Below are 12586 nucleotides of genomic sequence, written 5' to 3'. Positions count from 1 at the left end.
AATATGAGCGAAAAAAAATTAGTAGAAGAAGAAGTAAATTTTCAAAAAGAGCAGTTTAGTTTAACAATGATACCAGGTAAATTTGCTCGTTCAATGAGAACATGTGTTATTTGGCAATTTATTAGATTTGTCATAATTAATGTAAAAATGATTATTGTAGTTGGTAAAAGTCACTAGATAATTATTTATAGTTGCGAGAGTTTTTCTTTCGCAGCACCTCTATCTCTCATCCAAAAAGGTTTTTCATGGTACGTACTATTATTCAATACCCAACGCCTTTAAGTGTAGAGTATGCCACGGATGTAAGAATTTTTGATGAAACGTTATTTGCCTTGATAGAAGATCTCAAAGATACTATCAATGAAAATAATTTGGATGCTTTAAGTGCTTATCAAATTGGAAGTTACTATAATGTAGTTATTGTAAAAGATGATTCTGGAGAGTTTATCGAGATGATTAATCCGAGATTAATCAGTCACAGTGGTACAATTATAACAGATGAACAAACAGCATATTATCCGGATAAAAGTGCCGAGATTCAGAGATATGATAAAATAAGTGTTGTCTATCAAGACAGAAACGGCAATGACAAATCCATGCAGGCAAGTGGAGAATTTTCCATAAGAATTCAAAGGAAAATAGACTATACATTTGGGGCTACATTTGTTCAAAAAATGTCCAAAGAGGAAAAAGAAAAATTTGAAAAAAATTTGGAAAATGGTATAAACAGTGAAAATGCTGATTATTGCCCTACAATATTTCACAGAGATAAGATTTTAAAACTTATAAATATGGTCATGCTTCTTATGCTTTTGCCTTTGGTGGCATCTTTTTTTATTGAAAATAAGCAGACTTTACAAAGTTTGTGGATGTATCAACTTTATACAGTATATGGAGTGATTTGTTTAAACGTAGTTTACTTTTTTTATGCACAGTATGAAGGAAAACTGCATATTGCATGTGATAGCTGTCAGCTAGGCAATATTGTTGCAACTACCGTCATATCTTTAGTGAAGTTGGCGGTTATTGTAACTGCATCATATTTTTTGTTACATGTAATATAAAGAGAGTCAGTATATGGAAGAGCGTATTGCACATTTAAAGGCTGAAAAAAATGTATTTACTGTTTCAAAAGCAGATATACTAAACCAATGGATATCGTATGCATCTGTTAAAGAAATACTGATTTTACATAAGATAAATGAAAAAGATTTTATAGAAAAATATGCCAGCGGTGTTTTTGATTACTTTATGGGTGTTATAGCAGGCAGCAGAGATATTGGAGACTGCCCTGTTATGCAGGAGTTTTTGGCATATTTGAAGTTTCGTGAAATCAGTGCGGATGAGTTGTTTGAAATATGCAGTAACTTTCGTCGTTCTATGATAGAGTTTACCTATGATGCTAAGGTAAATTCAAAAGAGATATTTGAAGATATCTCTTATATATTTGACAAAAATTTTAAAGGTATTTTGAAATATTATACAGACAGTATTTTTCAAAAGCTTATAGATGCAAGACAAGAAGCTTTACGTGCTGCTCAAGCAAAAGAGTATTTTCTCTCCAATATGTCACATGAAATACGCACACCACTTAATGCTATTTTAGGTTTCGTTAATCTTTTAATGGATGAAGATATTTCTAACAAACATAGAAATTATTTAGATATTATATTAAACAGCGGTGAAAATTTATTGAGCATTATCAATGATATTTTGGATTTTTCAAAACTCAGAAGCGGTGAGTTTAATATTGAGGCAAAAGTTTTTTCTCTACATGAAGAATTAAGTCATACAATGGAGTTATTTGTAGCAAGTGCCAATTCTAAAGATATTACTATCACCTCATTTATAGATCCCAGGATTCCAAAAGAGTTATTTGGTGATGTGCTTAGAATCAAGCAGATAGTCTCTAATTTTTTAAGTAATGCTATTAAATTTACACCTGTTGGCGGTGTCATCAAGGTAGAAGCGAGTTGTCATAATCAGCAGCTTACAATCAGTGTAAACGATAACGGTGTAGGTATAAATAAAGAAGATTTACAAAATATATTTGTTGCTTTTACACAGGCACGCTCAAGTGAACATGACAATAAAGAGGGAAGTGGACTAGGACTTTGTATTTCACATCAGCTTGCAGAATTAATGCACGGAAAAGTACATGTAAACTCAAAAGTGGGAGAGGGGAGTACATTTTGGCTGGACATTCCGGTAGAAGTTCAAAATGATGAATGCCAGATTTTTAATGATATAAGTGATTTTCAAAAATTAAAAATGGTTGTTTATGCAAAAGATAAAGTTTTAGACTTTAGACATGAATCATTTATAAAATATGCCGAAATTTTTACGATGGACATTAGTGTTGTTGACACACTCGATTGTGAATTTGATATATGTATATTTGTGCATGAAAAGTGTAGTGTACAAATGAAAAAAGAGATTATTAATTCAGAAAAGAAATACATAGCATTGATGAGTAGAGAATATGATACATACGAACAATACAATCATATTCATGCAATGTGCTTCCCTCTGTATTGTTCTAAAATCCATAGAATATTTAATGAATTGCTTAACCCGGAATTGTCATTAACACATGATAAAAAAATATCCAATAAATTCAAAGGGCATATTTTAGTAGCCGAAGACAATGAAGCGAATCAGGAACTTATAAAAATTATTCTTAGTAAATATGGGTTAACATTTGATTTGGCTGTTAATGGGCAAGAAGCAGTTGCCCTGTATAAACGTAATACATATGATTTAATACTTATGGATGAACAGATGCCTGTTATGAACGGTACAGATGCCGTAGCAAAAATCATAAAATATGAAGAGGCAGAGGGCTTAAGTCATACACCTATTTCGGCACTGACTGCCAATGTGTTAAAGGGAAATAAAGAAAAAGATCTCCTCAATGGGTTTGACACATTCTTGGGAAAACCTTTGGTCTTAAAAGAGTTGGAACGTGTGTTTATAGCTTACTTGAAATTAGATTCATATAGCGTAACATATGAAGATAAAACTGATGTATCTTTAATAAATAAAAAAGAGATTATCGGTCTGGACTCTAAAAAACTAATGAAAGAGTTGATGTTGAATGAGAATGAACTTATTATGCTTTTGACCTTATTTATAAAAAAAATGAAAAGTACAATGACAGATCTTGCGCAAGCTATTAAAGTAAGGGATTATAAAAAAATAGCTCTTTTATCTCACAATATCAAAGGATCAAGCGGAAATTTTAGAATTGAACTTTTACAAAAAAATGCAAATGAAATTGAGAAGAGGGCAAAACTTGAGAATGTAGATTATCCTTATGAAAAAACATTCCAAGAGATAGAAAAAAAGATTGCCTCAATCAAAGTAAACTAATTTACTCTTCTATATAATAACCAATTCCTGAGGCATTTTTTATAATATCTGTTTCAAGTTTATTTCTAAGGCGCCAGACTAGAGTTCTTACACTGTTTTCAGTAGCACCGTGCTCTTCCCAGACATAATTCATTGCCTGCTCAAACGATACAACTAGTCCAAGTTGGGCAACGAGAAGTCGCAAAAATGCATTTTCTTTTTTTGTAAGTTTTATCTTCTTTCCTTTGTAGAAAGTCTCACATATACTAATATCGAGATGATAATCACCACCGCCAAAAGGTACAATAGGCTTATCAGATGAACGTTTGGAATAGAGCAGTTTTTCTAGATTTAGTTTATCTACTTTGAGTGAATCAATATTCTCTTTTCTTTCATTTTCCTGCTGGTATTTAAACAAAGCCATTTGTATAGTTGCATGTAAAGAACCCGGATCAAAAGGCTTTACTATATACCCATAAGGTTCAGTCAGTTTTGCCTGGGCAATAATGTCGTCATCACTGTATGATGTTAAATAAATAAAAGGAATGTCATACTCTTCTTTTATAGTTTTTGCAAGTTCAATACCATCATTGCTTTCTTGTAAAGAGATGTCAATAATAATAACATCTGGATTATGCGTAGCTATTTTATTTTTTGCTTGGGAAGTGTTATCGCACATTGCTACTACACTATATCCATGCTTTTGTAAAGACATATTTAAATTTAGTGATGTGATTTCATCATCTTCAACAATTATTACTCTGTGTTTTTCCATATGCTTTTCCTGTATTAAAAAAAAGTGACTAATTTGTGATAAATTAAGTCTATATTATAATATAACATTTTATTATTTACAACTAAATCTATGCATTCTTGATAAATTGTTACAAAATGACACTTTAATTATGATATAGTTCTCTCAAAGGATGTAAAAGTGGCATATTATGTGTATATTTTACAATGTAGTGACAACAGCCTATACACGGGGATAACTACAGATTTAGAGCGACGAGTATATGAACATAACAACTCAGACAAAGGCGCAAAATATACTAAAGTTAGAAGACCGGTAATATTAGTATATAATGAAAAATGTGAAAATAGAAGTATCGCATCAAAGCGTGAATATGAAATAAAAAAATTAACACGAGCAAAAAAGTTAAATATTATTGATAATTAATATATGTACTTTTGTGTAAATTTAGCTATTATTCTAAAAAATTAAATAGAGGGGAGAATAAATGAAATTTGAATTAAAAGATGATTACATAGAACTTTTTAAATTATTAAAAGTGCTGGATCTTGTTGACAGTGGCGCACAGGCAAAAATGATTGTAGCTGAAGGCTATGTTTTGAGAAATGGTGAAGTTGAGCTGAGAAAACGGGCTAAAATTATCGCTGGCGATGTTTTGATAGTTGGTGATGATGTTACGATAGAGGTACTTAGTATAAACTTCTAGAGTAAAAAAGAACTTAGCAGTCCGATAAGGCCACCAAAAACTCCACCCCAGACAACCAGCCAGTCAAGATGTTCACGTATCATTTTTTGCACGATTTCTTTGACCATTTGAGGGGTCAGTTCATTGAGTCTTGCATCTATGACTTTTTCGATTGATTTTATCATATCATCATTCAATGATGAACTTTGCAGGTGTTGCTGCAGGGTGTCATTAAATGCATTTGAGCGGACTATTTTAATGACTGCTGATTTGAGTTTACATGTAAAAGGGTCTTTTAAAGCACTTAGAGCACTCTCTCCGCCAAACATACCAAGCATTCCGCCAAAAGAGGACTCCATTACTGTCTTGCTTAAGGCATCAAAGGCAGGTGTAAAATCAGTTTCTTCAATTATAGGTTCCAAATCTATCTTTTTTTCTTCATTGACAAAAAACTTTTCTAACTGCTCTTTTGTGAAAAACTCATTCATAATAAGGTTTTTAATAGCACTTTTAAATGTTTCAAATCTCTCTACAATGACACCAGATCCATATAAAAAAGGTACTTTTTCAAAAAGCATATGAATTGCGAGTTGATTTGTCAAGGCACCTGAGAGTGCAAACAGACCTGTATATAAAAAGAACTCTTTATACACAGGAACCGCAAAAGAAATTCCAACAAGAAGCAGTGCAATCAGGTTTGTAATAAAACTTTTATTTAATTTCATACTCTCTCTCCTTTTTAAATGTGAAATTATATACTAAAAGTGTATGATTAGGAAAAATATTTAATGGATTAAATTATGAAACAAGAAACATATGAACTTTTTAAAAATGAAAGTGTAAATACAATAGTAAATGAAATTGACAAAGAACTCAAAACAAGAAATGAATCTCCCTTCTGGAGTGATAAAATTGTACCTTTTTCGCGTGCTATACTCTCAGTTTTAGTACCTTTGCGCGATAATGATTTACTTTTTACGCCTGAAGGGAAATATATTGACATCCTGACTCCTGAAATTTTTTTACAATGGAGTGATTTTTTAAGTCTCAAAACATTGGCTTTTACACTTGCAGACTCTAATGAGGCAAAAAAATTATTAAGAACCAAACTTGATGATGAAAAATGTGAAAATTATATGCCAATTGATTTAAGTGATTTAGGTACATATTTGAGTAGATATACGGTGAATTTGGAAAATGAAGGTTTGGATTTTCCTATAGCAAATTATAACTTGCATCAAGGGGTAAGTAATGTAATAAAATCTCTTCTTTAGTAGAAGATAAGATACAAAAAACCCCACAGCAAAAAAATTATAAATCCTAACACTCCAAATGTAAGTACAATTCTCAGTGTTAGAAAAAAAAGAAATTTTAAAATCGTCGTCACTCTGTTCATTTTTTGTAAGGAACAGTCTTTACATGTAAGCCTTTTGTAGCATATTCCATGCCGCCTTTTAAGTTAATGACCTTATATCCAAATTCTTTTGCCAGCCATGGAGCAACCATAGAAGTTCTGCTGCCTGTATGGCAGATAAGGGCAAAAGGTTTTGTAGTATCAACCTTTTTATTTAATTCATTTAAAAATTTTCTTGCATCATAATTACCTTTTGCATCCCAAAACATGATTGGAATGGCATCTTTTAAAAGACCGGTTTCTTTCCATTCTCCCGGTGTTCTAATGTCGACGATTGGAATATTTTGTTTGAGTAGCTCTTTTGATATATATTCATCCTGAACCTCGGCGAATAAAGTTACAGCAAGCACCATAAGCATAAAAATTATTTTTTTCATTATTTTCTCCATATATTGTTCGAGTTCTTAGATATAATTATACTAACAAATAAACAATAGGACGAAAATGGCAGCATCTAAAAAGGTAATTGAGAATGCAAGTAGACTTCGTTATATAAGAGCATTACAAAGGTTTCAAAAAAGTATTTTGTCATATTTGTCCAACAGTGACACATTGGATAATGAAAAATACAATAAAAAAATTGACAATGCACTAAAGCTTCTTAACCGTGTTGAAGAAGTACAACTTTACAAGGGAGAACTTCAAGATTTACAACAATTCGTGAAAAAGATGATTGCTTATAAAGACTCTAATGAAGATATTGATAATATTAAAGAAGAGCTGCTTTACAGTGCAAACCAGTTGGAAAAAAGTAAAAATGCCAAACGTTATAAAAAAGACAAGCACTCCTACTCCAAATATGAAGATTGGGAGTGATTCTCTTTGTCTTGTTATTAATGTGTCTCTTTTGACTCAACAAGCATAGTATCTAAAAGCGCAAAAAGTTCTTCAGAAGCATTTTCCATCTCTTCAAAATTGTGAAGAATGCCATCTGCATGCTGCAATACCTCTTCCTCAGGACTTTGTACCTCAAGATAAGCAAGATTATGATTTGCATTTGTGTGTACAATATTATGTGGTTTTGCCACTTTAGAATATGCCGAAGTATTGCTAAATCGCTCTTTGCCTTCGTGATCATACCATTGTCCGAGATTACACTCATGTGAGCTTACTGCTTTTAAGATCTTTTTCAAAGATACCAAAGAGTTGTATGCACGTGATTTGTATAATATATGATCTATTTTTGCCAAGACTACAAATATACTGTTTTCCATAAAGTATGATTGGTCAACGATTTTTGTAGAATTATCGCTAAGTTCTATCAGTGTTGTCTCAAACTCTTCTATTTTACCTGTAGAAGCATCAACGGTCTCTTTCATCACCTCAGAGCTAGTTTGGATCTCACTCATACCTTGCTGAAGTGATTTTATAGAGATTGAAATCTCACTTGTTGCTTTGTGTGTACGCTCTGCAAGTTTTCTTACTTCATCCGCAACAACTGCAAACCCTCTACCATGTTCACCCGCACGAGCTGCTTCTATGGCAGCATTTAGGGCAAGCAGGTTTGTTTGGTCTGCAATATCAGTAATAAGTTCTATAACCGAAGTAATATTGTTTGTTTGAGAAGCAAGTTCATCTATATTTGCATGGTTTGTGCCTACTTGCTCGTTAAGCTCGTGCAGTTCATTGACAACATCATTAATGTTTTCTCTAGAGTCATTTGCCAGTTTTGCAGCAGAATCTGTGGCATTTGTTACTTCTTTAATATTGTCTATATTTGTTTTTAAATCAGCTTGAATAACAGTAAGTGATTCGGATACATTGACACTTTTAACGCTGAGTTGTGAGTTAAATGCATCTCTTTGTGCTTTTTGATACTGTTCTTTCATAAAGTCTATACTTTTGCTGACGTTTTCAATTGCAACCAAAAATTCTCCATGCATGCCTTCAGTATTTATAGGTTTACTGAAGTCACCTTGCGATGCATTTGTTATGGCACTATTTACTTCATGAATCATATTTTCAGTATGTTCTATAAGGGTTTTAAGTGCTTTACCCATAGCATCGAGTTCGGTGTCTCCATGTGTTCTGATTTCATCTTTTTTACTAAAATCGCCATTAGAGGCAGTCTCTATCAAACATCTGAATCTATTGATGCCGGAGACCATAGAAGTTCTGATTTTTGTAGTGAGTAAAAATAAAATAATGATAATTAAAAAACTTGATCCAAGTACGAATAATTTGTAAAATGTAATAGCATTTTTCATATTATCCATATCTTTACCAAATTGCTCTTTTTTGTTTTTTACAAAAGTTTTGAAATATTTTCGTGATTCCATAGCCAGAGGCGAGAGTTTTTGATGATATATGTGATAAATTTTTTCTTTGTTGTTTTTAATATCATCAACTGTTAATGAATCTATATACCTATAAGCTTCGTTAATAAATTTCAGTGTTGAATATTTTGCTTTTTTCAAAAGTTCTTTGTTTGAACCATTTTTTGATGCTGTTTCTAGTTTTTTGAAGTTTTGCGCAATTGCACTAATATTTTCTCTGAGTTCTTTTTTGTCTTTTTTCAAATTACCACCAAGCATAACATCTCTGTCGTTTCTGCTGATATAGTTCATTCTTTTTTCTATATCATAGATAGTAAGGGATGTATCTATTGAGGCTTCTTTTATTTCATTGAACTCTTTTTCGATACTATTGAGGGAATAATATGTAAATCCAGCTGCACCGATGAGTGATACAACTATAACAATTGTTAACAGCCACATCTGCTCTTTTATACTTTTATTTCTAAACATGGAGAGGTTCCTTATAATTAAATCACAATATTGTAACATAATAATATATTATATATTATGAATTTTTTAAAATATCAAATTTTTATCAATTTATGTTACTTTTTTAAATAATATCAGTTTTTTTTCTTGCATGTGGTACAATTCATATATAATATATAAAATAAATAATGAAGGATTTTTTTTGTCAATAGCAGAAACTAAAATTAAAAAATTTGAAAATAGTAATTGTGCAGAGAATAATGTATTTTATCAGGCAATGGAAGAAGTGATTTATTCCATTGCTCCATTGCTTGAGTCAGATGGGAAATACTCAAGATATGCAATTCTTGACAGGCTTGTAGTCCCTGACAGAATTATAAAATTTAAAGTCACCTGGCTAGATGATAATAATCAAATTCAGGTCAATACAGGTTACAGGGTACAGTTTAACAATGCACTTGGACCATATAAAGGGGGATTGCGTTTTCATCCGAGTGTGAATGAGGGTGTGTTGAAGTTTTTAGGCTTTGAACAAATTTTAAAAAATTCACTGACGGGGCTTCCTATCGGTGGAGGGAAGGGAGGCAGTGATTTTGATCCTAAAGGAAAAAGTGATTTTGAAGTTATGAAGTTTTGTACTGCATTTATGACAGAACTGCATAAATATATAGGACCGCGTATTGATGTACCGGCAGGTGATATTGGTGTGGGCTCTCGTGAAATAGGGTATTTGTTTGGAGAATATAAAAAAATCACATCTTCTTATGAAGGAGCCTTAACAGGTAAGCCGTATTTCTTTGGCGGCTCACTCATGCGACCTGAAGCTACGGGTTACGGCGTTGTCTATTTTACACAAAGTATGCTTGAAATAGAAAAAAAAGAACCGCTAGATGGAAAAATTTGTATTGTGAGCGGCGCAGGAAATGTGGCTTTACATGCTATAGAAAAATTACAGCAGATTGGAGCCATAGTGGTTTCGTGCTCTGATTCGCATGGAACTATTTATGATTCAAGGGGAGTAGATTTAGAACTTTTAAAAGAATTAAAATTAAATCGAAGAACCTCATTGGAGGAGTATGTACAAACACATACTGAGGCGAAATATACGCCGGTATTTGAGTATCCTGAAGGAGCACAGGCAGTTTGGAACATCCCATGCTATGCGGCTTTTCCATGTGCTACGCAAAATGAACTGCATGAGGCTGATGCGCAAAATTTGATTGCAAATGGCTGTGTAAGTGTGTCTGAGGGTGCAAATATGCCCTCTACTCCAAATGCCATAGCATTGCTGCAGTCGCACAATATATGTTTTGCTCCTGCAAAAGCTGCCAATGCAGGCGGCGTGGCTGTGAGTGAATTTGAAATGAGTCAAAATGCCTCTATGAGTAAGTGGAGTTATGCCAAAGTCGATGAAAAATTAAAAGAGACCATGCGTATGATATGTAAACGTGTTGCATTGACTGCTAAGGATTATGGAGTAGAAGGCAACTATGTAGACGGTGCAAATATTGCAGGCTTTAAAAAAGTAGCCGATGCCATGATAGCTGAAGGCATATAAAGGAGTTCTCATTAAAAACTTTAAAATAATACTTGTATTTGTCCTATTTGCATTTGGAGTTACGCTTAATGCAAAAGTAAAATATTCAAAATTTATAGATACGCAACTGCAGTTAGTCTATCAAATGAATGATGCCAATCTATCACAAGAACAGATAGAAGATTTGGTGCAAAAACAGGAGTATCTGTATGATCAGGAATTAAATAAAATTATATCCAATAAACAATACTACATTGAAAATGTGCAAGATTACAGTACCGAAATATTTTCACTCAAAAAAATTATTTCTATCAATAAGCGCGCAGGTAATGGATATGCGGTAATTAGAGATGAGGTGCAGCTTAAATCGTACGCAATAGTAAAAAACCAAAATATTCTTATTAAGAATGTGCTCTTATCTTTAGATGTGCCGACAATAAATGACTTTGAAGAGAAGTTAAATATTTACACGGCACAAAATCAGGAAGCGCTGAGTAAAATAACAACAAAAGATTATAAAGATATTTTAGCGCTTCAAGATGATTCTTCCATCCTCAAAGCTACAAAACAAAATATACGTGAATATTATGCCTTGCAAGAAATTAACAGTGACTTTATTGCCTTTTTATATAAGGCTGAAAATAAACTCTACAGACTCAATAAATATTCAAAATATCATATTATCAAGCCTGTGGTTTTTATAGACTCATTTACCTCAGTTAAAACAGTCGATAGGCTTTTGGAACCTTATGGACTGAGTGTTGTAAAACTTATTATTATCTTTTTATTGATTTTGGTTATTTACTTTTTAAGAAAAGTTTTTTATATTGCACTGCAAAAACTTTTTCTCAAAATAGATTTTTTAAGCAGGTACTCTGAACAGATACTTGAAAAACTTCGTAAAAGCATAGAAGTTCTTATATTGATTATCAATGTAAATATGGTGATTTATGTATACAACAACTTCAGCTCCATAGAGGAAGTCTCCCGTATATTTAACATTATTTACGGTTTTTATTTTACGCTTATTATTTACATCATTGTAAATACTGCAGCGGTTATTAAATTGAACACTTTTGAGAAAGAAAAATCAAATATTAAAAGTGAACTGATTAATGTCGGGCTAAAAATTATCAATTTTTTTATTGTAATTATCGGTTTGTTAATTGTTCTTTATTTTGCAGGAGTAGATTTAACGGCAGTGCTTTCTGGTCTTGGTATCGGTGGTTTTGCAGTTGCATTTGCAGCAAAAGACACTATTTCAAACTTTTTTGGAACACTCTCAGTCCTTTTTAGCGATGTTTTTTCTCAAGGTGACTGGATAGAAGTAGATGGTAAAGAAGGTGTTGTTGTCGAGATTGGTCTGCGTGTGACAACACTGAGAACTTTTGATAATGCACTTATTGCTATTCCTAATGGTATTTTTGCATCTAAAGATATAAAAAATTGGAACAAAAGAAAACTTGGCCGCAGAATAAAAATGACATTGGGTATAAAATATGACTCAAAACAAGCAGATATTAAAAATGCAATAAAAGAGATTAAAGAGATGCTGCAAAATCATCCTCAAATAGCGACAAAAGATACAATGTATGAGTATAAAATAGAATATGGGCATATGGCAAAGCTTGTTTCAAAAGATGATCTTGAAGGGATTAAAAAGACACTGCTTGTCTATCTTGACGAGTTTGGAGATTCCAGCATAAATATTTTGATATACTGTTTTTCAAAATCAGTTGACTGGGAAGAGTGGCTTAAAACTAAACAAGATGTTATGGAAAAAATAATGATAATTTTTGAAAATAACTCTTTGGAATTTGCATTCCCGTCGTTGTCTATTTATAACGAAACAGAATCAGGAAAGGAAAAAATATAATGCTTGACGGTAAAAAAAGAGCAGATATAAAGCATGGTGCTTCTGTTGCCATTGTTTTAAAGCAAGATCAGAGTACCGGATATTTAACAGACGGCATTGTAAGAGATATTCTTACAAAGTCTGCGACACATCCCCACGGTATTAAAGTTCGTTTGATGAGTGGTGAAGTAGGGCGCGTAAAAGAGGTCTATTAATGTCAACCCCCTAAAGCTATAAAAAGTAAACTTTTTAAGAGTTATATAT

At 32.4% G+C, this 12586-nt stretch carries 14 protein-coding genes; 10 read left to right on the top strand and 4 right to left on the bottom strand.

Annotation, left to right across the window (positions count from 1 at the left end; genetic code table 11):
- Positions 1-3 precede the first annotated feature (3 nt).
- The 3 genes from SAUT_RS11375 (at position 4) to SAUT_RS07790 (ending at position 3372) form a co-directional block, all read left to right on the top strand.
- On the top strand, positions 4-177 hold the full coding sequence (locus SAUT_RS11375; RefSeq protein ID WP_013327342.1) for a hypothetical protein: 174 nt from the start codon (positions 4-6) through the stop codon (positions 175-177).
- Between the two features lie 68 nt (positions 178-245).
- Positions 246-1064: a peptide deformylase gene (locus SAUT_RS07795; protein ID WP_013327341.1), complete on the top strand. Its 819-nt coding sequence runs from the start codon at positions 246-248 to the stop codon at positions 1062-1064.
- Between the two features lie 13 nt (positions 1065-1077).
- Positions 1078-3372, top strand: a complete 2295-nt coding sequence (locus SAUT_RS07790; protein WP_013327340.1) for a hybrid sensor histidine kinase/response regulator — start codon at positions 1078-1080, stop codon at positions 3370-3372.
- Between the two features lies 1 nt (position 3373).
- Here SAUT_RS07790 and SAUT_RS07785 read toward each other — a convergent pair whose 3' ends face one another.
- On the bottom strand, positions 3374-4126 hold the full coding sequence (locus SAUT_RS07785; protein WP_013327339.1) for a response regulator transcription factor: 753 nt from the start codon (positions 4124-4126) through the stop codon (positions 3374-3376).
- A gap of 159 nt (positions 4127-4285) precedes the next feature.
- On the opposite strand from SAUT_RS07785, the gene SAUT_RS07780 reads away from it, so the two are divergent.
- Both SAUT_RS07780 and SAUT_RS07775 read left to right on the top strand, forming a co-directional pair.
- The gene (locus SAUT_RS07780; protein ID WP_013327338.1) at positions 4286-4531 is read left to right on the top strand and encodes a GIY-YIG nuclease family protein; all 246 of its coding nucleotides are present in this window, start codon (positions 4286-4288) and stop codon (positions 4529-4531) included.
- Positions 4532-4592: 61 nt separating this feature from the next.
- Positions 4593-4811, top strand: a complete 219-nt coding sequence (locus SAUT_RS07775) for an RNA-binding S4 domain-containing protein (RefSeq protein WP_013327337.1) — start codon at positions 4593-4595, stop codon at positions 4809-4811.
- Here SAUT_RS07775 and SAUT_RS07770 read toward each other — a convergent pair.
- The gene (locus SAUT_RS07770) at positions 4808-5515 is read right to left on the bottom strand and encodes a DUF445 domain-containing protein (protein WP_013327336.1); all 708 of its coding nucleotides are present in this window, start codon (positions 5513-5515) and stop codon (positions 4808-4810) included. The genes SAUT_RS07775 and SAUT_RS07770 overlap by 4 nt on opposite strands.
- Positions 5516-5590: 75 nt before the next feature.
- Here SAUT_RS07770 and SAUT_RS07765 point away from each other — a divergent pair, with 75 nt between their 5' ends.
- Positions 5591-6064, top strand: a complete 474-nt coding sequence (locus SAUT_RS07765) for a hypothetical protein (protein ID WP_013327335.1) — start codon at positions 5591-5593, stop codon at positions 6062-6064.
- Between the two features lie 118 nt (positions 6065-6182).
- Here SAUT_RS07765 and SAUT_RS07760 read toward each other — a convergent pair whose 3' ends face one another.
- Positions 6183-6581, bottom strand: a complete 399-nt coding sequence (locus SAUT_RS07760; protein ID WP_013327334.1) for a rhodanese-like domain-containing protein — start codon at positions 6579-6581, stop codon at positions 6183-6185.
- 67 nt (positions 6582-6648) lie between these two features.
- On the opposite strand from SAUT_RS07760, the gene SAUT_RS07755 reads away from it, so the two are divergent.
- On the top strand, positions 6649-7020 hold the full coding sequence (locus SAUT_RS07755; protein ID WP_013327333.1) for a hypothetical protein: 372 nt from the start codon (positions 6649-6651) through the stop codon (positions 7018-7020).
- 17 nt (positions 7021-7037) lie between these two features.
- Here SAUT_RS07755 and SAUT_RS07750 read toward each other — a convergent pair whose 3' ends face one another.
- Positions 7038-8951 (bottom strand): methyl-accepting chemotaxis protein, encoded by a 1914-nt coding sequence (locus SAUT_RS07750; protein ID WP_013327332.1) that lies wholly within the window; start codon positions 8949-8951, stop codon positions 7038-7040.
- 181 nt (positions 8952-9132) lie between these two features.
- On the opposite strand from SAUT_RS07750, the gene gdhA reads away from it, so the two are divergent.
- The 3 genes from gdhA to SAUT_RS07735 all read left to right on the top strand — a co-directional run bounded on the left by gdhA (position 9133) and on the right by SAUT_RS07735 (position 12537).
- Complete coding sequence (gdhA, locus tag SAUT_RS07745) at positions 9133-10488, top strand: NADP-specific glutamate dehydrogenase (protein WP_013327331.1); 1356 nt, start codon at positions 9133-9135, stop codon at positions 10486-10488.
- Between the two features lie 124 nt (positions 10489-10612).
- On the top strand, positions 10613-12343 hold the full coding sequence (locus tag SAUT_RS07740; protein WP_041675208.1) for a mechanosensitive ion channel family protein: 1731 nt from the start codon (positions 10613-10615) through the stop codon (positions 12341-12343).
- Complete coding sequence (locus SAUT_RS07735; protein WP_013327329.1) at positions 12343-12537, top strand: YwbE family protein; 195 nt, start codon at positions 12343-12345, stop codon at positions 12535-12537. Before SAUT_RS07740 ends, SAUT_RS07735 begins: the two co-directional genes overlap by 1 nt.
- The last annotated feature ends 49 nt before the right edge of the window (positions 12538-12586 follow it).

This window comes from Sulfurimonas autotrophica DSM 16294, from assembly GCF_000147355.1.
Lineage (GTDB): Bacteria > Campylobacterota > Campylobacteria > Campylobacterales > Sulfurimonadaceae > Sulfurimonas > Sulfurimonas autotrophica.
Note: the sequence above shows the minus strand (reverse complement) of the source record. Positions and strands in the feature narration are given on the sequence as shown.

What these genes read in the sequence shown, in the direction of transcription:
- SAUT_RS07760 (WP_013327334.1), bottom strand. Translation starts at nt 6,581, where the DNA reads ATGAAAAAAATAATTTTTATGCTTATGGTGCTTGCTGTAACTTTATTC.
- SAUT_RS11375 (WP_013327342.1), top strand. Translation starts at nt 4, where the DNA reads ATGAGCGAAAAAAAATTAGTAGAAGAAGAAGTAAATTTTCAAAAAGAG.
- SAUT_RS07790 (WP_013327340.1), top strand. Translation starts at nt 1,078, where the DNA reads ATGGAAGAGCGTATTGCACATTTAAAGGCTGAAAAAAATGTATTTACT.
- SAUT_RS07765 (WP_013327335.1), top strand. Translation starts at nt 5,591, where the DNA reads ATGAAACAAGAAACATATGAACTTTTTAAAAATGAAAGTGTAAATACA.
- SAUT_RS07740 (WP_041675208.1), top strand. Translation starts at nt 10,613, where the DNA reads ATGAATGATGCCAATCTATCACAAGAACAGATAGAAGATTTGGTGCAA.
- SAUT_RS07750 (WP_013327332.1), bottom strand. Translation starts at nt 8,951, where the DNA reads ATGTTTAGAAATAAAAGTATAAAAGAGCAGATGTGGCTGTTAACAATT.
- SAUT_RS07755 (WP_013327333.1), top strand. Translation starts at nt 6,649, where the DNA reads ATGGCAGCATCTAAAAAGGTAATTGAGAATGCAAGTAGACTTCGTTAT.
- SAUT_RS07735 (WP_013327329.1), top strand. Translation starts at nt 12,343, where the DNA reads ATGCTTGACGGTAAAAAAAGAGCAGATATAAAGCATGGTGCTTCTGTT.
- SAUT_RS07775 (WP_013327337.1), top strand. Translation starts at nt 4,593, where the DNA reads ATGAAATTTGAATTAAAAGATGATTACATAGAACTTTTTAAATTATTA.
- SAUT_RS07770 (WP_013327336.1), bottom strand. Translation starts at nt 5,515, where the DNA reads ATGAAATTAAATAAAAGTTTTATTACAAACCTGATTGCACTGCTTCTT.
- SAUT_RS07785 (WP_013327339.1), bottom strand. Translation starts at nt 4,126, where the DNA reads ATGGAAAAACACAGAGTAATAATTGTTGAAGATGATGAAATCACATCA.
- SAUT_RS07795 (WP_013327341.1), top strand. Translation starts at nt 246, where the DNA reads ATGGTACGTACTATTATTCAATACCCAACGCCTTTAAGTGTAGAGTAT.